Source organism: Clostridium magnum DSM 2767 (assembly GCF_001623875.1).
Taxonomy (GTDB): Bacteria; Bacillota; Clostridia; order Clostridiales; family Clostridiaceae; genus Clostridium_AM; species Clostridium_AM magnum.
In genome coordinates this window covers 13,145-34,946 of record NZ_LWAE01000017.1, presented here as the reverse complement: position 1 = coordinate 34,946, position 21,802 = coordinate 13,145, and the positions used below count along the sequence as shown (strand labels likewise).

The following is a 21,802-nucleotide window of genomic DNA, read 5'->3' as shown; positions in this document are numbered from 1 at the left end:
GAAGGAGTGTATGATAATACCCTCAATCTAATAAAACAGTTATCTCTCATTAGAGAGATAACTAAAGAATAGGTTTATAGGTTTCCCTAATGAAATAACCTAAATATATTATACGAGGAGTTAAATTATGTCTATAATGTTTACAATTAAATCTTGGTACATTCTTATTCCTGCATTTGGTGTGTATTTACTTTACTTATTGTTAACCTCCAAAAGTAAAAAGAATAAATATAATTGGTTTCAGTATACTACATTGGTTACCTCTGCTGGTTACCTTCTTTGTGTTACTGCCTTAACGCTATTTCCAATAGATGTTAATATAGGTAAATACGCAAATCAAACACCTTGGTATAATTCTATAAACTATATACCGTTAATAACAATTGACTTCTTCACATTTATATTAAATATAATTATGTTTCTTCCTCTTGGAGTATACTTATATCTATTTAATAAAAGAAATACTATTGATTGGATTTTTATTGCAAAAAAAAGTTTTTTATTTAGCTTATCTATTGAAGTTATGCAAGTAATTATTGGAATAGTCTTAGGAAGTGCAAGAAGCGCAGATATAAATGACCTTATTGCTAATACCTTAGGTGGAATTATTGGATATTTATTGATTAGATGAATGCTAAAAAATAAATTTTTGGAAAAATTATTAAGTAGATTTAAAATTAGATTTAATAAATGATCGTTTATATTACCTTATTTTTTCTTTTCTAGACTAAGGTGTACGGCAACATAGTTATTAATCTAAAAAAAATCCTATAAAAATAAAGCCCCCCATTTGTAAAAATGTTATCATTTGAAAGATAATAAAAATACATCGTTGGGGGAACTTACAAATGATAAAAGAAGAAAATTTAAGATTGGATGAAGATATAAAGCTTTTTTCAGATGAACTTAAAAGATGTTTTCCAAAAGAGGAGATTAAAGAAATAGCAAGAGAAACTGGGTTTGTGAAAAGAAAAGGTAAAATTGAAGCATGGGAATTCGTTTGTTTATGCTGTTTTATGGATGTAGAAGTTGCAAATAATACACTTGTTACCCTATGCACAAAACTTAGTGCAAAAATAGGAGTACTTATTTCCAATCAAGCATTAGACCAACGTTTAAATGAAAAATGTGTGGAATTTTTAAAGAAAATTTTTGAGAAACTCTTACGACAAACAATAACAAATAATACTTGTATACCAAGTATATGGGATGAACATTTCAACCGAATAAGGATACTTGATTCTACTGCTTTTCAAGTACCAGAAAGCTATAAAAATACTTATCCAGGATCAGGTGGATGCTCTCAACCTTCAGGAGTAAAAATACAACTAGAGTATGAACTAAAATCAGGAAACCTTATTAATGTAGAAGTAGGAGCTGGATCAAGAAGTGACAATACTTTTGGGAGTAAGATAAGAGATACCATCAAAGCTGGCGACCTTATTTTAAGAGATCTTGGATATTTCAGCTTTGAAAATTTTTTAGACGTAGAAAAACGAGAAGCCTTTTATATATCGAGACTCAAACCTAATATCGCAGTGTATATAGAAAATAATGAAATAGAATATTATAAGAATGGAACTCCTAAGAAATCAAGCCTTTTTAAAAGAATCTATATTTCTGACATCATGAAACAGATGAGTGCTGAAGAACGTTATGAAATTAAGGATGTTTATGTAGGTAAGGAAAAGATGCTAAAAACTAGACTTATTTTATATAAACTAACAAAAGAACAATTGGAAAAAGGTCAGAAAAGTGTAAGAAGAATGCTAAAAAGAAGGGTGTAGAAAAGAGTGATAATACAATTGAATTATTAGGTATATCTATTTATATAACTAATATAAAGGAAGAAGTTCTAAGTGCAGAACAAGTTCATGAGTTTTACTCCTTAAGGTGGCAGGTAGAAATAATTTTTAAAACATGGAAATCTGTATTTCATATACATGGCGTTAAGCTAGTTAAAATAAAACGGTTCCAATGTCAGCTTTATGGAAAACTTATTTTGCTACTTTTGAGTTCTGCTGTAATTTTTAAAATGAGGGCTTTAGTTTTAGAAAATAAAGAGCTTGAAGCAAGTGAAATAAAAGTCTCTGAGATAGTCCATGAATATATTGATAGACTATACTTTGACCTTATAAAATTTCCTAGTGAAATCTTTAATACCTTAAAGTTAGTATTTGAAAACGTAGTTAGGAGTGGCCTCAAATCTCATAGAAAGGACAAAAAAACTGTTTTTGATATTCTTGGGGTTTGTTATAAACGGACATTGGGGAGGGTTAAAGTTGCTGCATAAATCAACTTAATAAAATTGTAAAAAAACCATTCTATAAGTGGTTTTTTTGGTGTACCATGAAATTGTTTGAATACTAATGAACACTTACGATACACCATTGAAACTCATGAAAAGAAAGAATCATTGGTAAAATATAGTATTAAAACAGAACTGAATACTATTTAATAGGTATTAGCTTGATGGCTATGTGGCGGTACCCCATATATTGAAAAATGCATTTTTATAAGATGGGGGTATTTTAATGAATTATGATGAATATGATCTTGTACAAATAGGCTATATTGCTTTAATTAATGCAGTAGATAAATATGATATAACTAAGCATTCCTTTTCAAGTTACACATATACTACGATTAAAAATGTCATGAAGTATACAGCAAGATCTAACAATAAACATAAACTTACTTTAAGTATTAATGCTTCTATAGATGGTCAAGGTTCCTTAGACTTTACAGAACTTCTTGAAAGTAATGACAACGTAGAAATTGATTATTTAAAGCATGAAAAAATAGTTGAACTTCAAAAAATAATATCAAATCTTGAACCAGATGAATTTGAGCTAATATTCTTGGTTTACTATAACAATTTCTCTTTAAAAGATTATGCTAGTAAAAAGAATCTCCCATATTCTCAAATTGTAAGAAAAAAGAATGCTATCTTAGATAAAATTAGAGTTCAGCTTCTAGTAAAATAACATAATGCTGTTACTTTAAAAAAGTTTTTAATAACAAGCTTTTGTCTTCTATGTAAAAGTTTAGGGCTAAATGTTATTTTCAATAATAAAATAAAAGTTTAAACTTGTTTTCATAATAAAGTTTAAACTTTTTATTTTTAGTTACTAAAGAACTTTAGTATATAGTCTAATTTCACTGCCTTCTGCTATTGTTAACGCACCTATTTTAGGAACTAATCTTGTGAAATGCTCAGTCGCATTATGTTTATCAATAGCATCTTGATCTTTCCATTCTTCTATAAATGTTAAAACGTTAGAATCATTAATGTCTTCGCATAAGTCATAGGATATATTACCTTCTTCTGCTCGACTTTTGTCTACTAGTTCTTTTATTAGTAATAATAATTCTTCTTTTTTACCTTCTTTTACAGTATTTTTTGCTACAATTTTAATCATAATAAGTCCACTCCTCACCAAAATTAATCAATATTAACATAATTAGGATTGTCTTTTAGGGCTTCTACTAATTGATATGATGGTTCATCTTTAAATACCTTTTGCCAAGACTTTATTAAGTTTTCAGTGGTTACAAAAATTGGCTCTACTCCGATAAATGAAGGTACTTTCTTACCAATTAGTGCATTTACTCCTGCGAGTGCCATTGCCTGACCTTGTTCATATGGACATTGAGCACTAATACTTTTTATCATACCACCTTTGGCCATATTCAAAGCTAATGGATATTCTAAATCAGCTGTTGAAATAGCTACATCAGTACGGTCCATATTAGTTAATGCTGACATAACTTTTATAGCAGGACCTTCCCATGATACATATACTCCCTCAATTTCAGGGTGATGTGTCATAAGTTCTATTGTTTTTTCATATGCTTCATCTTCTGTATCAAATGATGCGAAACCTGCTATTTTCAAATTAGGATATTCTTCACGAAGAATTTGTTCAGCAGCATTATCACGCTGATTAGTAGCGTAGAAAGTTTTGTTATGCTTTATAATTCCTATATTAGTTTTATTATGTTTCGTCATATACTCTCCAAGGCCTCTTCCTGCAAATCTTCCATGAGATCTTTCATTTACAGAAACACAAGTCACATAGTCGTCTACAGAAAATTCGTTTGGAACATTAGTAATCAAAACTAATTTAGTCTTACTATTAGCTATTTTTTTAAATATTTCAGCAGTTTTTACGCTGTCAGTTGGAATTGCAATGATTATATCTGGCTCTAATGTTAATAAGCCTTCTAACTGCTTACATTGCATAACTGGATCAAAATGTGCATCAGTAATTGCAAGCAAAGAAACACCTAATGAGTTAAAGACATCTTTTATAGCTTGCTCATGCAATTGCATCCAAGACTTTCCTGTATAATGAAATGATATTGCAGCTGTGTAATTTCCTGCTTTAATTTGTTTACGATTTGCATTAGTAAGTTGAAGCTCATCAATAGATGAAGCCTTTTCGCCAAAAGGACCTCTTCCTATTCCGGAAGTTGAACCTCTTACAATTAGCTCTGTTGGAATAATAATTTTTTTATATCGTAACTCTGAATCACTATATTGCATTGCATTATCATTATCGTTTTCTCTAATTCTTTCTATAATAATATTTGCTGCATTTTCTGCTATTTTTAAAGTATTTTGAGCTATTGTTGTAATTGGTGGATTATGAAGTGGTGCCCACTCAAAATCATTGAATCCAACTACAGATAAGTCATCGGGACAACTTATATTGTTTTTTTCTATGAATTTAAAAACAGAAAGAGTTGTTGAATAATTTGCTGAAAATATTGCTGTTGGTGGGTTTTTACCTAATAGTATTAATATTAAACTTTTCAGTATATCTTCTTCTGAAACCATATCCGAAATAACATTTGTTGAATTAAAATCAATACTATTATCCTCTAGTGCTTTTTTATATCCGTTTATTCTTTCTATATTAGACTCTAAATCTTTACTAGTACAAATTAATGCAATATTTTCATGACCGCTTTTTAGTAAGTGGTTTGTAGCTTTATATGCTCCACCCATATTATCAGATAGTACTAAATCAGCATTAATTCCTTCAATTGTTCTTCCAACTAATACAATAGGTACCTTAACTAAACTTAAAGTCTTTTTAATAGCTTCATCGTCTATATCTGTCAAAACTATTAACCCTAGATCATTAGGAGAATTTATTAGTAAATTAGAATATATATCTAACTTCTTTTTATCGCTGTCATAGTTGGCTGATACCAATGAAATTCCGTGATTTTTCATTACTTCATCCAGATGCTTTTTCACTTTTAATTGAAAAGGGTTGCATATATCCGAAGAAAGCAAAACAACATACTTGTTAATATTCATATTAATATTTTCATTAGAATTTATTTTACTTTTTTTAATCACAAAATTAGGTGGAGTATCAAGAGTCTTTATTACATCCTCTACTCTTTTAACTAGTTCTGGACTTACATATCTTGTTTTGTTTACAACGTGAGAAACCGTTGCAGCTGAGACTCCTGCTATTTTTGCAATATCCTTAATAGTCGCCATTATATTTCACCAATCCCATATGTTAATTAATTATTAATAAATTATAATTATCAAAATTTTCCATTTAATATTATTTTGATTATATTCTTTGGATTTTTTAGTGTCAAGCAAAACACCACTCCATTGCTTATTTAACTTAATTTTATAATCAAATAAATTTTTACCTTTATAATATTTATTTATTCTAATATATAAATTTCAGATATCTACATATAAGCTACCCCTTATCAGACTGATAAGGGGCCTTTCTAGTCTTACTTAAATAACAAATTGTCTTAAATATTTATAGCTTAGCTCTAAAGACTTCTCAATATCTTCTTTACCACCTTCAAAAGCCTTATCTTCTATTTCAACACAAGTACAGCCCTTATATCCTATGTCTGTTAGTGCTGAGACATATCTTCCCCAATCTACATCGCCAAGTCCAGGTAATTTAGGAGACATAAATTCTAATGGATAAGCCATTATGCCAACATCATCTAACTTATCTTTATATATTTTTATATCTTTGTAATGAACGTGGAAAATTTTATTTTTAAATTCATATAAAGGTTTTATATAGTCAATATGTTGCCAAACAAAGTGAGATGGATCGTAATTTAATCCTAAATACTCACTATCTATAAGTTCAAACATTTTTCTCCAGATCTTAGGAGTAGTAGCTAAGTTTTGTCCTCCTGGCCATTCATCTTTTGTAAATAACATTGGACAATTTTCTATTGCAATTCTAACATCTTGTTCTTCAGCTAGTTTAACAATTGGTGTCCATACTTCTTTAAAAATATCTAAATTTTCTTCTATAGTTTTATCTTGAACTCTACCTATAAATGTTGTAATTGTATTTACTCCAAGCCTTGGTGCAGCAACAATCATCTTTTTAAGATGTTCAACATATACAGAACGTTTTTCTAAATCTGGATCTAAGGTATTAGGATAATATGCCAATGCTGAAATTTCAATACTTTTCTCCCAGCATAAATCCTTTATATAACTAATTTTTTCATCATCAAGTTCATCTATATCAATATGGGTTACTCCAGCATATCTTCTTGTTGCTTTTTGTTTAGGCCAACATGCAACCTCAATACATTCATATCCTAAATTTGATGCCACATCTATAGCTTCTTCAAAAGAAGCGTAATCTAAAATAGCACTTACAAATCCTAATTTCATAAATTCAACTCCTCATTAATTTGAATTTTTATATTATTACGTAAATTTTACTATGTTTTTATAGTATCATATTAATAATATAATGTAAAGGTTTTTGAAGGTGAATTTTAAATAAAATATAAAGAAAAACTCAAGAATTACTAAGTAAATTCTTGAGTTTTTGTAAAAATTTTAATCAATTTTTTCCCATTGTGAAGTAGTACTAGATTTTAATACAGCCTCACAAACTTTTTCTACTTTATAACCTTCTTCGAAGCAAGTAGATGGTTGTTTTTTCTCAACTATAGCTTTAATAAATTCGTATATTTCAATAGTTTTAAGCTCACCATAACCTATATTCATTCCTGGTATATTCCAAGTAACTTCTCCATAGAAATGAGCAGGACCAGTATAAATCGTCTTAAATCCTCTTCTATCATCAGGATCTTTAGCAAAACAAACTTGTAATTCATTTAATCTTTCATAGTTAAATGCTATTGAACCTTCTGTTCCATGAACTTCAAAAGTAATAAAGTTGTTTCTGCCCCATGCATTTCTTGTTGCTTCAATACTACCTACAGCTCCATTTTTAAATTTCACTAAGAATAAGTTTTCATCATCAACATCAACAGCTACCTTTTTAGCGTCATCACCAAGTTTTACAGTTCCAAGTAAATCTACTCCGCCTTCTTGTACTGGTCTTTCCTTAATATATGTTTCAACAGTAGATACAACCTCTTTAATATCTCCAGCAAGATATTGAGAAATATCGATAACGTGAGATGCGATATCTCCAAGTGTACCAGCTCCAGCTATTTTCTTTTGGAATCTCCATGATAATGGTGAAGACGGATCTGCACTCCAGCTTTGTAGATATGTTGCACGTACATTTAATATTTTACCAATAGATCCTTCATCAATGAATTTTTTAGCTAGTACAATTGCAGGAACTCTTCTGTATTGATATGCACACATGCTTATTATACCATCTTTTTCAACTTCTTTAGCTGCATCAGCCATTGCCTTAGAATCTTCTGGAGTACCTGCAATTGGTTTTTCGCAAAGTACATGTTTTCCAGCTTTCAATGCTGCTATTGATATTTCAGCATGTGAATCATTTGGTGTACAAACACTTACAATATCTATTTCAGGATCATTTATAATATCATGCCAATCTGTACAAAACTCCTCAAAACCAAATCTATCCTTTGCATCCTCTGCGATTTCTGGATTTATATCACATACAGTTTTTAAAACTGGAACCGCTGGCGCTGGCCAAAAGAATTTTGGCATATTAGAATACGCCACTACATGCGCCTTTCCCATAAATCCTGCTCCAATTAAACCTACTTTTAATTTTTTCATATTTTATTCCTCCTAATTCTAAATTAATTAATTTTTAAACATTTGATTTTTTATATTATTTGTAGAATATCCTATTTCTTTTTCCCTTGAGTAATATTGCTCAATGCAACTGCAGCAACAATAATTAATCCTCTTACAATTGTTTGTTGAGCGCTAGTAAGACCTCCAAGTATTAAACCATTATTAATTAACCCCATAAGAACCGAACCAACTAAAGCTCCAATAACAGATCCTGTTCCTCCACTCATGGCAGTACCACCTAGAACTACCGCTGCGATTACTGACATTTCATCTCCATCTCCAAAAGAGAATCTTCCAGCTTGCATACGCCCAGCATATAAAATTCCAGCAAATGCGGCAACAACACCAGATATGATGAATATAGCAAGTTTTATTTTTTGTGTTTTAACTCCACTATATGTTGCTGATAATTCATTTCCGCCTGTAGCTAATACGTGTCTTCCAAAAGGTGTTTTGTTAAATACAACTATACCTATTGCGTAAAAGATTATTGTCCAAATAATTAGTACAGAAATTCCAAAAACTTCACCAATACCAAATATACTTGTAAAAGTATCATTTTTTATTGGTACAGCTGCAGTGTTAGTAACCCACATAGCAGTACCTCTTATAGCTGACATCATACCCATAGTAGCAAGGAAAGATGGTAATTTAAGTTTTGTTACTAAAAAACCATTAAATGCACCTATTAAAAGACCAAATCCTAGTCCGCAAATCAATGCAAGCACAATAGAATCTGTGGATTGAAGCACTAAAGATACAATCATAGCACTCATTGCTGCAACAGCACCAACAGTTAAATCTATTTGTCCAGATGCTATAATAAAGGTTCCAGCTACAGCCATTATAGATATCATTGCTGTTTGTCTTAATACATTCATTAAGTTGTTACTGCTCAGGAAACCTTTGTCACTTAATGTTATAGAAAATAATATGAATACAACAAAGAAAACTATATAAACCATATATTTATTCCATTGTAAATTCGCTAAAGTAGATTTTAAGTTATTTCTTTTGAATTGCAATTTGTAATTCCTCCTCTGTCGCTATTTCTTTTCTATCAAGTTCTCCTGTTATCTGTCCGTCAAATATTGTTATAATTCTGTCACATACTGCAAGGAGTTCTGTTAATTCTGAAGAAACAAAAATAACTCCATTGCCTTCATCTGCAAACTCTCTTATAATGTGGATAATCTCAGATTTAGCTGCAATATCAACCCCTGCAGTTGGTTCATCTAACATAAGTACTTTTGGCGATGTATTTAACCATTTAGCAAGTACTATTTTTTGTTGATTTCCACCAGATAAAAGACCTATTGTTTTATTTATATCACTAGTTACTACATTTAATCTTTCTATATTCGCTTTAACAAGTTCATTTGCCAAAACTTCATCAACAATCACTTTGTTTGATTTCGCCAATCTTTTTATAACTGGAAGTATGGCATTTTCTTTCACCGAATGTTGCAAAACTAAACCTTGTTTTCTCCTGTCCTCCGGAATTAAAGCAAACTTATTTTTTATTGCATCAATTGGACTGTTATGTTCAAGTTTTCTGCCTTCAAGTTCAATTGTTCCACCTATTTTTTTACGTAGTCCAAATATTGTTTCTAAAATTTCAGTTCTGCCGCTTCCCATTAATCCAGCAATTCCTAATATTTCTCCTCTTTTTAATGAAAATGAAATATTATTTATTTTATTATTCACACTAACATTTTCTAATTTTAGTAAATCTTCACCGTCCGCGTCATATGTCCTTTCAACCCATTCAAATTTTTTCTGAGAATTTTCACCACCAACCATATAGGAAATAATCGCGTCCAAATTAACATTTTTGATTTTATCCGATACAACAAGTTTTCCATCTCTTAATATAGTAAAAGAATCAGAAATTTCTAATATCTCATTCATTCTATGAGATATGTAAACCATGGAAACACCTTTTGCTTTTAATTCTCTTATTATTTTGAATAAATGTTCTTTTTCAGAATCTGAAAGGGATGCAGTAGGTTCATCAAGAACTAATATCTTAGCATTTTTAGATATAGCTTTTGCTATTTCTACCATCTGGCTCATTCCAACACTAAGTTGATTAACTTGTATATCAGGATCAATATCAAGTCCTAATCCCTCTAAAATTTTAACTGCATCTTGAGTCATCTTCTTTGTATTTCTCAAATAACCATTAGTTATTTCTTGGCCCAAAAATATATTTTCAGCTACAGTCATTGTTTGAACTAGCGAAAGCTCTTGGAATATCATAGCAATTCCATTATCTTTTGCATCTTTACTGCTTAATATTTTTTTTAATTGACCTTGAATATATATTTCTCCACCATCAGCAACATAAACACCTGTCATTATTTTCATTAGTGTTGATTTTCCTGCTCCATTACTTCCAATAAGTGCATGAACTTCCCCTTCGTTTAAAGTGAAATCAACATTATTCAAAACAGTTGAAGATCCAAATACTTTTTTAATATTCTTCATTTCTAAAATAGCTTGGTTCATCTCATCACTCATTTCTTTAATAATTAGCCTACGGATTTATTATCAAAACCGTAGGCTGACTCAATTTTAATAAAATGTGAATTACTTATTCTTATTAACTGCTTCTACAAGCCAATCTGGAGCATCTACATGATAAACGTCCTTATAAGCTTCAAGTATATTATTTTTATCCACATGTTTAGCTGGAACAGCAACATAAGGTGGAGCTTCTTTTCCTAAAAGAGAATAAGCTGCGAGTGTTGCTTCTGCAACACCTTGGTCGTATGGTAATTGAGCTCCAAGTCCAAGTACAGTTCCTTGAGCAATTTCTTTTGCAATATTATTTCCAAGGTCTATAGTACTAACTTTAACTTCATTACGCCCAGCTGCTTTTACAGATGATAACACACCTTCAGCTACTACATCCCAATGCGCAAAAACAGCATCTAATTTAGGATTTTGTGTAAGCATAGCATCAGCAACAGTACTCGCTTGATTAACATTTGTAAATCCCATTTTTGATATAATTTTAATATCTGGATATTTTTCCTTCATTGTTTTCTCAAACGCTTCTAATCTTTGATTTGTAACAAAGTAATCAACATCATAGAAAACGGTACCTATACTCCCTTTTCCTTTAAGTGCTTGTCCAATAATATCAGCTGCAACAACTCCATTTCCATAATTGTCGGCAGAAACACAACTTACATACTCTTTACCTGCTTTAAAATCTTTAGGAATATTATCCATGAAAACTAACTTTACTCCAGCATTAGATACTCTTTTAAATGCATCTGCTGTAGCAGTTGCATCTGTTGGAAGTCCGATTAAAACATTAGGTTTTAATGCTGTTAAAGTTTCAAGGTCTGTAACTTGGCGTTCAGCAGAAAAATTAGCATCTGTTGTTCCAACAATTTCTATCCCAAGCTTAGCAAAAGTATCTTGTAAACCTTTTAGTTGGGATGCTGACCAGTCATTACCACCATAATGAAAACTTATAGCCGCTTTATATTTACCCGCCTTAACTTTTTCTATTTCTTCATCAGTTAATTTTAATTCATTAGCATTTACAGCTGTTTCTCCATTTGGTCCTGTTGATTTTATCGTGCCATCATCAGCACTAGTGCTTCCAGCACTAACAGTTGATTCAGCTGGAGCCAGCTCTGTAGTAGATTCTGTACTTTTAGTACTACATCCTACCAGAGCAAGAGTCATAACCGCTAATGAAATTATTAAAGCAATTCCCTTTTTCATATTCTTATCCCCTTTATATATAAAATTTAAATATTGTTATCTACTTATAAAATTTCTTTAAGGAAGTTATATGATGTCTCACACGCTTCAACAGGAGATCCACTATATCCGTCAATTTCTACTAACCAATCTCCGCTGTAGTTCTTTTCTTTCAATAATTCAACAATTTTTCTTATATCGATATCACCTTTTCCGAGTGGAACAAATGCTCCATCTTTTAAATCCTTTAAATGTACATATTTTATACGATCAAAATACTTAGTTAACAATTCAATAGGATCACTGCCACCAGCAACAAGATGTGCAATATCAGGGCAGAATGGAATATCAGTTAAAGAAAATATCTTATTAATTTGCTCTGGACTTTGTCCCATAGAACCAAGATGCGGATGATATGATGCAATTAATCCATGTTTTTTAACGATTTCATTAGCTTTATCAAGCCCTGCAGCAAGTAAATCATAATCAGAATCTAAAATACCAGTAGCTCTTATAGCTCCTCCACCTAAAACAATATGCTTAGCTCCAAACTTTGCTGCTAAAGCTGCAATTTTATCAATTCTAAAAAGTTCATCTTCTAATGCATCTTTATAAATGAAATTTGCACCTACATAAACACCTAATAAATCTATATCGTATTTATTTAATAGTTGTTTAAATTTTTCTGGATCACCTTCATAATTAGAAAGATTACCATCGAATAGTTCAATTGCACTATAACCTTTAGATTTAATAATTTTAATAGCTTCTTCGTCATCGCACATAGTAACATAGCGTATATCTTTTACACTTGTTACACCTCCTCCAGCTCCTACTAGAGCGCCAAACGCATTAGTCATATAACCAAGTTTAATCATAAATAATACTCCTTTACATATAATATTTTTTATTTAAGTTAGATTAATTTAATTAAACAGTTTTCAATTCAGTAAAATTTACGTAATTTTTGTTTACACACTAAGATTAACATCATTTTTTTCTTGTGTCAATAATCGTTTACAATTTTTTGCGAAAAAATTTTTTTATGTTTTTTCTATATAAATGTACTATAAATCACTTTTATATAGCATTTTTTACATTTATTACTATAAACACCCTAGTAAACGTTATTATTTCTGTTGACTTTTAATAGTTCTTATATGATAATAAAAATAATTCAGTAAATATTACGTAATTTCAAAAAATTATTAAATAATATCATTTTACGGAGGGATAAATATGAAAAAATTAAACATTGGATTAATTGGCGCAGGATTTATGGCTAAAGCTCACTCAATGGCATATGCAACAATGCCTATGTTTTTCCATCCAGCTCCTGCTGAAGCTGTGAGAAGAACAATCTGCGATGTTACAATTGAAAGCGCAAAAGAAGCTGCTGAAAGATATGGATTTGAAAAATATACAACTGATTGGAGAGATATAGTTAATGATCCTGAAATCGATGTAATTGATATAGCTACACCAAATGATTCTCATGCTGAAATTGCAATAGCTGCAGCAAAGGCTGGAAAGCAAATAATTTCGGAAAAACCATTAGCTAGAACTACAAGTGAAGCTAAAGAAATGTACGATGCTGTCATTTCATCTGGAGTAATTCATATGGTTGCTTTTAATTATAGAAGAACTCCAGCAGTAGCTTTAGCTAAAAAGTATATAAGCGAAGGATCAATAGGAAAAGTATTAAATTTCAGAGGAACATATCTACAAGATTGGTCAGCTGATCCTAATTCACCGCTATCATGGAGATTCAAAAAAGATATTGCTGGATCAGGTGCTTTAGGCGATATAGCAACACATTCAATAGATATGGCTAGATATCTAGTTGGAGAAATTGCTGAAGTTTCTGCATTAAGCCAAACATATATACCTGAAAGACCAATTCAATCAAGTGGTTCAGATAAACTAGGAACAGTAAAATCTAATGATAATGTTCCTAAAGGTAAGGTTGATGTTGATGATGAAAACTTATTCTTAGTAAAATTTGAAAATGGAGCCGTAGGCAGCATTGAAGCTACTAGAAATGCATGGGGGCGAAATAACTTTTTAACATTTGAAATACACGGAACATTAGGTTCAATTTATTTTGATTATGAAAAAAGAGACGAACTTCAAGTATGTTTCGCTAAAGATGGGGATGACAGAAGGGGCTTTAAAACAGTGTTTACAGGACCAAACCATCCTTATGGAGAATCATTATGGCCTATTCCCGCACTTGGAATAGGTTATGGAGAAACAAAAATAATTGAAACTTACGATTTCTTCAAAGCTATTGTTGACAAAACTGAAGTTTCACCTAATTTTGAAGACGGTTATAAAATTGCTCTAATATGTGACGCAATAGCTGAATCTTCAAAAACCGGATTATGGACTAAAACTAACTGCAATAATGTAAAATAACATTCTATGCTATAACTATAATCCAATCATAGTATAATCATAATCATTAATCATAATTATTCATCGAAGTTATAAGTTGTAAAATTTTTTTCATTATTAAATTTATTTAAAACTTCGATGAATTTTTCTTTTAAGGTCCATGATTTATACATTAGTTAAAGTTATAATTCAAAAGTTTATAAAAAATATAACTAAAATTCCTATTTAGATTAATGCTTGTTGACATTTAGAAACTTCATTGCAATATATATTATTTCTATTGTTTTTAAACCAATTTCTGTTCATGCAAAAGGAGCTATAACAATGGATAAAAAAATGCTGAATTTAAAAAAAAATGCTAAATCCCTTAATAATTTGAAAATAATACGTTTTAAAAATTTATTTTCAAAATTATCATTTAAAAATATAACTATAATCAGAAGTTTTATTGCTATATGGATAGTTTCTATTTTAACTACTCTTATTATCGGAGTAGAGTCATTTATTGCTATAAATTTAGCTCATAAAGAACTTCAGTTAATGTATACAAGCTGTCTTGAGAGAGAAATCAAAATAAATTCTATTAATCTGCATCTAAATGCGTTAAAGATTGACATACCAAATCAAATAGATTATCCAAGTGATAAAAATATCGAACTTATAAATAAATCACTTGATGGAATTTCCTCCGATTTAGATTATTATAAGACACTGCAATTCTCAAAAGAGGATGATAATTTCAACATACACATAAGTGAAATTTTTGACACTCTTAAAGCTAACTATAATGAAGTAACAAAACTTAACACTAAGAACGCTTCAGATAAAATGATTGCTAAAAGTAATTTTGATGCAACCTACACTAAATTCTCAAATGTACTCTCTATGTCAGCTAAAAAAAATAAAGTTAATGCTGAAAATCTATATGCTGAAAATAAAAAAAGCTATGTAAACAGCATAATTATCTTTGTAGTTCTTTTTATAACTTCAATTTTATTAGTATCTACAATTGCGATTATTATAATCAAATCTGTAAGAAAATCTATAGGTGATTTATCTAATATTTTAAAAACTTTAGCTGTTGGTGATTTCTCAGTGAATATAAAAAGCGATGAAAAGACTGAGCTAGGCCTTATGAAGAAAGAGCTCGGGATTACTGTAAATTCAATTTCTAGTATTTTAAAAACTATTAAAGAAAGTAGTACATTAACTTTTGAAAATTCTATGTCTCTTTCATCTATCTCTAAAGAAATGAACAGTACAATGCAGGGAGTTTCTAATTCCATACAAGATATATCCAGCGGTGCTACTGTTCAATCAAATGAATTAATGCTAATAAACGATACTTTTTTAAGATTTGGTGGGGAAATAGATAATATTGTTTCATCTATAAAACATGTTGACGGAAACACCAAATCAATAGATACTATGGCGCAAAATAGCAATTCACAATTGTCAACTCTAATATCAACTATAAATATACTCAGTAATTCATTTGATAATGTAAGTACAAAAATCGAAGGACTAGGAATTAAAATCTCAGAAATTAATGAAATAACTGATATCATAAAAGGTATTGCAAATCAAACTAATCTCCTATCTTTAAATGCATCTATTGAAGCTGCAAGAGCAGGTGAATCAGGTAAGGGATTCGCAGTAGTAGCTAATGAGATTAGAAATTTAGCTGAAAAATCTAATAAAGCTTCTGATGATATTAATATACTACTTAAAGATGTTTCTAATGATACAAATGATGTAGTATCTGTCACAAATGACGTAAATTTAGAATTAAAACAACAAATAAATATCATACAAGGTTCAATTAGCGATTTCAAAGAAATAATGACAGCTATTAATAATATTCTTCCGCAGATTGAAGAAATAAACGCTACTATTGAAAATATAAATGATGAAAAAAATCAAATTGTTGAAACAATAAATTCTATTTCAAGCATATCAGAAGAAAACTCAGCTTCATCTAAAGAATTAGTTGCTTCAACTGAAGAAATAACTATATCATCTCAAAGTTTAGCTGAAACTGCAGAGCTATTTGAAGATAATTCTAATAAACTTATTAAACAAATTAGTAATTTCAAGTTAAAAGATGAATAAAAAAGTAAGCTAATGCGTAACGCTTTCAAGCATTTATTAATTAAAATATCAAAACTAAGGGGGACAAAAAATGAAAAAAAATTATTATATTGGCATAGATTTAGGAGGAACTAAAATCAGTGGAGCACTTTCTGATGAAAATGGTGAAATAATAAGTAAAATTACTATACCTACTAAAGCACACGAGGGCGAAATTCCAGTTCTTTCAAGAATAATTGATGCAATTGATTCTGTTTTAAATGATGCTAACAAGACTACTAGTGATATAAAAGCAATTGGAATTGGATCACCAGGACCTTTAAATGCTAAGTTGGGGCTTATTGTAGAAACACCAAATCTTCCTTTTAAAAACTTTAACTTAGTAAAACCTATTGAAGAGAAATTTGGTGTACCTACATATTTAGATAATGATGCAAATGTTGCTGCTATAGGTGAATTTCTCTTTGGTGCTGGAAAAGGCAGTGAAAATATGATTTTTGTTACTGTATCTACCGGTGTAGGTGGCGGAGCAATAATTAACGGAAAAATCTACAGAGGAAACACTAACAACGCTCTTGAAATAGGCCATACTACCGTTGATCGCGATGGTCCAAGATGTAATTGTGGAAATTACGGCTGCGTTGAAGCTCTTTCTTCAGGAACTGCAATTGCAAGAATAGCAACTGAAGCAATAGAAAAAGGTGAAAAAACAACACTTAAAAACTACGAAAAATTTTCTGCATATGAAGTTTTCATAGAAGCTGAAAATGGTGACAAAGTTGCAAATAAAATTATAAATAATTCTCTTAATTATCTTGGAATCTGCATTGCAAACACAATATCTTATTTTGATCCTGAAATGGTTATTTTAGGTGGTGGAGTATCAATTGGACATGGAATTGTAATAGATACTGTACAAGCAATTGTAAAGGAGAGATGTTTTGCAACTCTCTCAGAAAATACAAAAATAGTTCTAGCAGGACTCGGAAATGATGCTGGAGTTATTGGTGCAGTTGCTCTTGCAATAACAGAAAGCAAATAACATGGAAATACTTCACATATTTAATTTATCTATTGAGCAATGGCTTTGGATAATGGTAGCAGCATTCTTTATAGGATTTTCAAAAACCGGAATTAGTGCCTTTTCAATGCCTGCTATACCAATTATAGCTACTGTATTTGGAGGTAAGGAGTCAACAGGTGTGATATTGCCTATACTCCTGGTAGGAGATGTTTTTGCATTATATTATTATAATAGGCATGCAAAGTTGAATAACATAAAAAAACTTTTGCCTTCGGCATTGATTGGAATAATACTCGGAGTTATAGTCGGTAATTGTATTAGCGATAAACAATTTAAGGCTGTTATAGCTATCTCAGTTTTAATATGTCTAATTACTTTGATTTATACTGAAAAAAAGGGAGACAATCTAAAAGTTCCTAAAAATACCTTTTTCTATTCTCTTACAGGCATTACTTGTGGCTTTACGTCCATGATTGGAAATGCAGCAGGACCAATATTTAGTGTATATCTACTCGCTACAGGATTTAAAAAAAATGATTTTATGGGGACAACTGCTTGGTTTTTCTTCCTTATAAACTTATTTAAATTGCCACTGCAAGTCTTGTTTTGGCATAATATTCCCATTAAAACAATTTTTCTTACATTTAGCATGGTACCTGCCATAGCTATAGGAGCAGTACTGGGAGTTTTAATAATTAAAAAGCTTAATGAAAAACTATTTCGTAGTATTATTTTAGCTGTGACAGCAATAGCTGCAATAAGATTATTTATATAAGTAACTTTTCAAAATAAACAGGACCATCAATTAATACTGATGGTCTTATTCTATAGAATAATGAAAATTTTTAAAAAGCGTATATATCAGTAAGGTGATTAATATTACATAAAGACATTAACTTAAGAATAATATATTCTTGTCTATTTCATCCTTTGACTTAAAAGGTCTTGGATGTATTTAAAATTATTTATAGAGCATTAGTATTACTAGTGTACTCTTGATATTTAAATGGAATTATAATTTGTCCGTTAACTATTTTATAATCTGTATTTTCAGTAGGCTTTAAATTATTAGCTAAGTTCATTCCAACTCTATAAAGTAGTTCTGCTACAGTTTTTGGATCTTGAACAACAGTGCCAGTCATAAAGCCTTTATCAACTAACTCTTTAGCTTCAGGTAATGCATCAATTCCAACAACTGCTATACTCTTTGTTTTATTGCCTTTGTTATATCCATACTTTTGAAGCGCCTCAATAGCCCCTATTGCCATAGCATCATTATTAGAAATTATTGCTTCAATACTCCCATCATATTTTAATAATAAGTTATCAACAGAACTTCTAGCTAATTCTTTTAGCCAATTAGCATTAACAAGAGCAAGTTCCTGTGTTTTTATACCTGCATTATTAAGAGCTGAAATAACATACTTTGTTCTATTAATTGCTACTGGATTGTCAGCTTCACCCCTTAACAAAACATACTGCAAGATATTATCATTGTTTTTGTCTAGTGTTTTCTTATTAGTATTCCATAAATCAATAAGAATTTTGGCCTGGACAGCAGCAGCTTCATTAGCATTTTCTAATGTAAAAACAACTTTATCATAGTATTTGGGTGCTTTATATACTGCTTTCGGATCAACACTTAATAGAATTAGTGGAATATTTTTAGGTTTAACACTTAAAATAACATTTTCTACAAATGGTTCACTTATATCTGCCAAATTTGCTATTATTAGATCAGTATTACTTTGAGAAAGGGAATCTATTGTTTCATTTTGTAGGGCTATATTATTTTTTCCATCATAGAAAGTAAATCTAATTTTATCTTTATTTTCTCTTTCAATTGCTTCTAAATTTTGTTTTATTTGTAACATAAAGAGGTCATCAAAACTATATAATAATACAGCTGCACGAATTATATTTCTATTATTAGTGTTAAAGCTTGAACTAGCTAATATATTAGTTGTATTTGTTAATGTTAAAGTTATTAGTAAGATAATAATCAATACAATTATTTTTTAAATATTTTCATTATAATCCTCCGATATGGATAGCTGTTCTAAATTATATATTCAATGTTATGTTGTTTATAAATTTAAAATTTATTCTGTATTGCAAAATAAAAGATGCAGTCATTTTTTAATTATTTACAGAGTGTAAATAGAAATATAAGTTCTCTAGCTGTTTACTGTTCATAAACCCTCCATATTTCACAGTGAAGTATTAGTCACTCTATTTTATTCTTCGTAATTCATAAATTCTTTCTATGCTTTTTTATAAGCAATTCCTTTTTTTCTTCATCATATCTAAGAACAATTGTTCTATCATCTTCTGTAAGACCCATATCATTAATAATCTTCTTAGGAATGTTAAACTTCCCTCTAGTTGAATTTTCATCTGCATTCCCATAACACTTTGTTATAGCTACATTTAATATCTTTTCAATCATTATATATATATATATCCTTTCAGGTTATATTTCATTTAATGGATTAGATCTTATTGCACTTCTCACCTGTTCATTGTCTACGTGAGTGTAAATTGTGGTAGTTGATATATTTTTATGTCCTAAAATAGTCTGAATGATTCTAATATCAACATTACTATGTTTGTAAAGTAGCGTGGCTGCCGTATGTCTTAATTTATGTGTTGTATATTTGCTTGTATCAAGGTTAGTAGCAGAAATATTCTTTTGTACTATGTATTGAAGCTATCTTTCTAGCCCTTGCAAAAGAACTATTATTTCTTTCTTTTTTTACATAGCTTAAAAAGCCATATAAGTCCTGCAGCTCTATTAAATTCATAAATCTTTCATCAATCTTTAAATCCTGGTACTTATCTTTAGATTTTAAATAATCCATAAGCAGCATTATATGAACTATATAACTATATACCGTACTAGATGCCTTTTCCTGAATAACGCTCAAATAATCCTCGTAACTCTTGATTATCTCTGGTAAATTCCTATTCATTTGCTTTACTCTCTTTCTTAAACTGGAATATCTTTATTCTAACATTTTGTACTCATTATATACAATTTCAAAAGATTTGAAAAAATATTTTCAATTGCATACATATTTATATCCAAATCGTAAAGGAGGTACACTTTCATGGAATACACATTAAGGGGTAGTATCAGCATCCGTGTCACCAGAGGCAAAGTAAATTTAACCCTGCATGTATTTCCATTCTCAATTCTTCTGAATTGAGATACTCACACAAAAATATAGTTTTTATAGCTTTTCCTAGCTCTGCAAGAGCAAGATATGTAGGATGTTTCAAATTATTTCTGGTAAACCTTTTAAGTATTGATTCCGTTTCTGCTGTACCTAACCTTAAAGCTGTAGCATAATTTATAAATTTTCTTTTAATGTAAAGTAAGTCCTGATAGCTTTCTCCATGATTTCCGGCTGAAATACGCTTTAAACCTGTATTAGTGCCTAGTCCATATAATGCTAAAATAAGGCGTTTCTGAATCTCCTCTCTGTCTAATCGCTCATGTGCTGCTACGGTTTTAAAATTGTCAGTGAAATTTATTCTTAGATCTGCTTCTTTAAGAACATCAAGTAGATTTGTCATGGGCCAGAGTCTCATAATTTCAGCTTTTATCTTTGATAAGTTCATAGGCTCATCTTGTGCTTCACTTGGTGATAAAGTAATCCATCCATTGCTTTTAGTTTATAGACGGACTTTAGGATTTTTAGGCATACTATTATCAAGTTTTGTTAAACCATTGTACATAGCTTGATTTATGTTATTTATAAACTCTTCAGAATCCAATGGCTGCTTTAAAGCTTTATAGTTTTCCTCTCTTCGTTCCTCAAAGTCAGTTGGTAAATCTTCATCCGGATTTCTATACCTGTCAGCTCCTACAACCCAAATTTCTTTACAACGAAGTTTATCCCTCAATGCTTGTAGAGTAACAATTTCATAATTCATTCTATTTATACGTTCCTGGCCGAGATCATCCTTTTCTATTACTGATTCCCTCATAACAGGTCTTACAACACCATCAATAGGTATAAATTCCGTATCAGAAAAATAATGAGTACCAATATTATAATATTTTCTAATAATCTCTAATGCTTTTATTATAGGCTTATGCACCTCATTATTAGAACGAAACTGGAGTATATCAAGTATTTTTTATGCTTTCTTCACATAGTACATTTCCAGAATTTAGATCAACTAATTGTATAACAACAGTTGTGCTTCCAAGATCGGCTGCATAGGCAAAATTCTTATCTGTAGTATTCCCACGTTCTATTATAATGATTTCCCAGTAGTAACCATTCCAAACCATTGTGACAGTTAGTTTCCAGTCAAAATTTCTTAACAGCTTATAATAAGATTTTAATGTAGAAATAGAAATATATACATTGCCATATTTAGGTTTTAATGCCTGCAGGATTCTATCCTTATCAGCCACTGTATCACCAATCCCGGGTGGTTTCAATTCAAGGTATTCTTTTTTACATATTGGTTTCATTGTTATCCTTCTCCTTAGA

Annotated in this window: 21 protein-coding genes and 3 pseudogenes; 9 read left to right on the top strand and 15 right to left on the bottom strand. The window is 30.2% G+C overall.

Translation table 11 applies throughout. From position 1 onward, the window contains the following. The first annotated feature begins 127 nt into the window (after positions 1-127). The 5 genes and pseudogenes from CLMAG_RS29360 to CLMAG_RS29350 all read left to right on the top strand — a co-directional run bounded on the left by CLMAG_RS29360 (position 128) and on the right by CLMAG_RS29350 (position 2,987). Positions 128-631 (top strand): VanZ family protein, encoded by a 504-nt coding sequence (locus tag CLMAG_RS29360; RefSeq protein ID WP_066630987.1) that lies wholly within the window; start codon positions 128-130, stop codon positions 629-631. A gap of 217 nt (positions 632-848) precedes the next feature. Continuing rightward, positions 849-1,787 carry an IS4 family transposase gene (locus CLMAG_RS34055; protein WP_242873178.1) on the top strand — a complete coding sequence of 313 codons (939 nt, stop codon included), beginning with the start codon at positions 849-851 and terminating at the stop codon, positions 1,785-1,787. Next, a pseudogene (locus CLMAG_RS34050) lies at positions 1,736-1,954 on the top strand (transposase); the annotation flags it as partial. The gene CLMAG_RS34055 and the pseudogene CLMAG_RS34050, both read left to right, overlap by 52 nt. An 81-nt stretch (positions 1,955-2,035) precedes the next feature. Further along, complete coding sequence (locus CLMAG_RS34045) at positions 2,036-2,293, top strand: hypothetical protein (protein ID WP_242873177.1); 258 nt, start codon at positions 2,036-2,038, stop codon at positions 2,291-2,293. Positions 2,294-2,534: 241 nt separating this feature from the next. Beyond that, on the top strand, positions 2,535-2,987 hold the full coding sequence (locus CLMAG_RS29350) for a sigma-70 family RNA polymerase sigma factor (RefSeq protein ID WP_066630984.1): 453 nt from the start codon (positions 2,535-2,537) through the stop codon (positions 2,985-2,987). A gap of 144 nt (positions 2,988-3,131) precedes the next feature. On the opposite strand, the gene CLMAG_RS29345 is transcribed toward CLMAG_RS29350, so the two are convergent. The 8 genes from CLMAG_RS29345 to CLMAG_RS29310 all read right to left on the bottom strand — a co-directional run bounded on the left by CLMAG_RS29345 (position 3,132) and on the right by CLMAG_RS29310 (position 12,660). Then, the gene (locus CLMAG_RS29345; protein WP_066630982.1) at positions 3,132-3,422 is read right to left on the bottom strand and encodes a putative quinol monooxygenase; all 291 of its coding nucleotides are present in this window, start codon (positions 3,420-3,422) and stop codon (positions 3,132-3,134) included. Between the two features lie 23 nt (positions 3,423-3,445). Beyond that, on the bottom strand, positions 3,446-5,521 hold the full coding sequence (locus CLMAG_RS29340; RefSeq protein ID WP_066630980.1) for a LacI family DNA-binding transcriptional regulator: 2,076 nt from the start codon (positions 5,519-5,521) through the stop codon (positions 3,446-3,448). Positions 5,522-5,779: 258 nt separating this feature from the next. Continuing rightward, positions 5,780-6,694, bottom strand: a complete 915-nt coding sequence (locus CLMAG_RS29335; RefSeq protein ID WP_066630978.1) for a sugar phosphate isomerase/epimerase family protein — start codon at positions 6,692-6,694, stop codon at positions 5,780-5,782. A 171-nt stretch (positions 6,695-6,865) separates the two neighbouring features. Continuing rightward, positions 6,866-8,038 carry a Gfo/Idh/MocA family protein gene (locus CLMAG_RS29330; protein ID WP_066630976.1) on the bottom strand — a complete coding sequence of 391 codons (1,173 nt, stop codon included), beginning with the start codon at positions 8,036-8,038 and terminating at the stop codon, positions 6,866-6,868. 71 nt (positions 8,039-8,109) lie between these two features. Continuing rightward, positions 8,110-9,084, bottom strand: a complete 975-nt coding sequence (locus CLMAG_RS29325) for an ABC transporter permease (protein ID WP_242873176.1) — start codon at positions 9,082-9,084, stop codon at positions 8,110-8,112. Continuing rightward, a complete protein-coding gene (locus CLMAG_RS29320) occupies positions 9,065-10,549 on the bottom strand; it encodes a sugar ABC transporter ATP-binding protein (protein ID WP_242873175.1) in 1,485 nt (494 codons plus the stop codon). The genes CLMAG_RS29325 and CLMAG_RS29320 overlap by 20 nt, the downstream gene beginning before the upstream one ends. Before the next feature lie 102 nt (positions 10,550-10,651). Beyond that, a complete protein-coding gene (locus CLMAG_RS29315; RefSeq protein ID WP_066630969.1) occupies positions 10,652-11,803 on the bottom strand; it encodes a substrate-binding domain-containing protein in 1,152 nt (383 codons plus the stop codon). A 44-nt stretch (positions 11,804-11,847) separates the two neighbouring features. After that, positions 11,848-12,660, bottom strand: coding sequence for a sugar phosphate isomerase/epimerase family protein (locus CLMAG_RS29310; protein WP_242873174.1), 813 nt, complete (start codon positions 12,658-12,660; stop codon positions 11,848-11,850). 361 nt (positions 12,661-13,021) lie between these two features. Here CLMAG_RS29310 and CLMAG_RS29305 point away from each other — a divergent pair, with 361 nt between their 5' ends. From CLMAG_RS29305 to CLMAG_RS29290, 4 genes are all read left to right on the top strand, one after another. Then, positions 13,022-14,200: a levoglucosan dehydrogenase gene (locus tag CLMAG_RS29305; protein ID WP_066630968.1), complete on the top strand. Its 1,179-nt coding sequence runs from the start codon at positions 13,022-13,024 to the stop codon at positions 14,198-14,200. A gap of 303 nt (positions 14,201-14,503) precedes the next feature. Then, on the top strand, positions 14,504-16,291 hold the full coding sequence (locus tag CLMAG_RS29300; protein WP_066630966.1) for a methyl-accepting chemotaxis protein: 1,788 nt from the start codon (positions 14,504-14,506) through the stop codon (positions 16,289-16,291). 70 nt (positions 16,292-16,361) lie between these two features. Beyond that, complete coding sequence (locus CLMAG_RS29295; RefSeq protein WP_066630965.1) at positions 16,362-17,312, top strand: ROK family protein; 951 nt, start codon at positions 16,362-16,364, stop codon at positions 17,310-17,312. 1 nt (position 17,313) lies between these two features. Beyond that, complete coding sequence (locus CLMAG_RS29290; RefSeq protein WP_066630964.1) at positions 17,314-18,069, top strand: sulfite exporter TauE/SafE family protein; 756 nt, start codon at positions 17,314-17,316, stop codon at positions 18,067-18,069. 190 nt (positions 18,070-18,259) lie between these two features. Here the strand turns inward: CLMAG_RS29290 and CLMAG_RS29285 are convergent, their stop codons facing one another. The 7 genes and pseudogenes from CLMAG_RS29285 to CLMAG_RS29260 all read right to left on the bottom strand — a co-directional run bounded on the left by CLMAG_RS29285 (position 18,260) and on the right by CLMAG_RS29260 (position 21,789). Next, the gene (locus tag CLMAG_RS29285; protein ID WP_242873181.1) at positions 18,260-19,306 is read right to left on the bottom strand and encodes a galactose ABC transporter substrate-binding protein; all 1,047 of its coding nucleotides are present in this window, start codon (positions 19,304-19,306) and stop codon (positions 18,260-18,262) included. 239 nt (positions 19,307-19,545) lie between these two features. Further along, entirely contained in the window at positions 19,546-19,743 is a 198-nt protein-coding gene (locus CLMAG_RS29280; protein ID WP_066630961.1) for a hypothetical protein, read from the bottom strand. 24 nt (positions 19,744-19,767) lie between these two features. Continuing rightward, positions 19,768-19,959, bottom strand: a pseudogene (locus tag CLMAG_RS34040) (tyrosine-type recombinase/integrase); the annotation flags it as partial. A 7-nt stretch (positions 19,960-19,966) separates the two neighbouring features. Continuing rightward, entirely contained in the window at positions 19,967-20,266 is a 300-nt protein-coding gene (locus tag CLMAG_RS34035) for a hypothetical protein (RefSeq protein ID WP_066630960.1), read from the bottom strand. Between the two features lie 178 nt (positions 20,267-20,444). Continuing rightward, positions 20,445-20,873, bottom strand: a pseudogene (locus CLMAG_RS34030) (Tn3 family transposase); the annotation flags it as partial. A gap of 99 nt (positions 20,874-20,972) precedes the next feature. After that, on the bottom strand, positions 20,973-21,401 hold the full coding sequence (locus CLMAG_RS34025) for a hypothetical protein (RefSeq protein ID WP_066630957.1): 429 nt from the start codon (positions 21,399-21,401) through the stop codon (positions 20,973-20,975). Positions 21,402-21,429: 28 nt separating this feature from the next. After that, positions 21,430-21,789, bottom strand: a complete 360-nt coding sequence (locus tag CLMAG_RS29260) for a hypothetical protein (RefSeq protein ID WP_278331922.1) — start codon at positions 21,787-21,789, stop codon at positions 21,430-21,432. Between the last annotated feature and the right edge of the window lie 13 nt (positions 21,790-21,802).

What these genes read in the sequence shown, in the direction of transcription:
- CLMAG_RS29305 (WP_066630968.1), top strand. Translation starts at nt 13,022, where the DNA reads ATGAAAAAATTAAACATTGGATTAATTGGCGCAGGATTTATGGCTAAA.
- CLMAG_RS29350 (WP_066630984.1), top strand. Translation starts at nt 2,535, where the DNA reads ATGAATTATGATGAATATGATCTTGTACAAATAGGCTATATTGCTTTA.
- CLMAG_RS29360 (WP_066630987.1), top strand. Translation starts at nt 128, where the DNA reads ATGTCTATAATGTTTACAATTAAATCTTGGTACATTCTTATTCCTGCA.
- CLMAG_RS29335 (WP_066630978.1), bottom strand. Translation starts at nt 6,694, where the DNA reads ATGAAATTAGGATTTGTAAGTGCTATTTTAGATTACGCTTCTTTTGAA.
- CLMAG_RS29310 (WP_242873174.1), bottom strand. Translation starts at nt 12,660, where the DNA reads ATGATTAAACTTGGTTATATGACTAATGCGTTTGGCGCTCTAGTAGGA.
- CLMAG_RS29345 (WP_066630982.1), bottom strand. Translation starts at nt 3,422, where the DNA reads ATGATTAAAATTGTAGCAAAAAATACTGTAAAAGAAGGTAAAAAAGAA.
- CLMAG_RS34055 (WP_242873178.1), top strand. Translation starts at nt 849, where the DNA reads ATGATAAAAGAAGAAAATTTAAGATTGGATGAAGATATAAAGCTTTTT.
- CLMAG_RS29280 (WP_066630961.1), bottom strand. Translation starts at nt 19,743, where the DNA reads ATGATTGAAAAGATATTAAATGTAGCTATAACAAAGTGTTATGGGAAT.
- CLMAG_RS34045 (WP_242873177.1), top strand. Translation starts at nt 2,036, where the DNA reads ATGAGGGCTTTAGTTTTAGAAAATAAAGAGCTTGAAGCAAGTGAAATA.
- CLMAG_RS29320 (WP_242873175.1), bottom strand. Translation starts at nt 10,549, where the DNA reads ATGAAGAATATTAAAAAAGTATTTGGATCTTCAACTGTTTTGAATAAT.
- CLMAG_RS34035 (WP_066630960.1), bottom strand. Translation starts at nt 20,266, where the DNA reads ATGAATAGGAATTTACCAGAGATAATCAAGAGTTACGAGGATTATTTG.
- CLMAG_RS29330 (WP_066630976.1), bottom strand. Translation starts at nt 8,038, where the DNA reads ATGAAAAAATTAAAAGTAGGTTTAATTGGAGCAGGATTTATGGGAAAG.
- CLMAG_RS29340 (WP_066630980.1), bottom strand. Translation starts at nt 5,521, where the DNA reads ATGGCGACTATTAAGGATATTGCAAAAATAGCAGGAGTCTCAGCTGCA.
- CLMAG_RS29290 (WP_066630964.1), top strand. Translation starts at nt 17,314, where the DNA reads ATGGAAATACTTCACATATTTAATTTATCTATTGAGCAATGGCTTTGG.
- CLMAG_RS29295 (WP_066630965.1), top strand. Translation starts at nt 16,362, where the DNA reads ATGAAAAAAAATTATTATATTGGCATAGATTTAGGAGGAACTAAAATC.
- CLMAG_RS29315 (WP_066630969.1), bottom strand. Translation starts at nt 11,803, where the DNA reads ATGAAAAAGGGAATTGCTTTAATAATTTCATTAGCGGTTATGACTCTT.
- CLMAG_RS29300 (WP_066630966.1), top strand. Translation starts at nt 14,504, where the DNA reads ATGGATAAAAAAATGCTGAATTTAAAAAAAAATGCTAAATCCCTTAAT.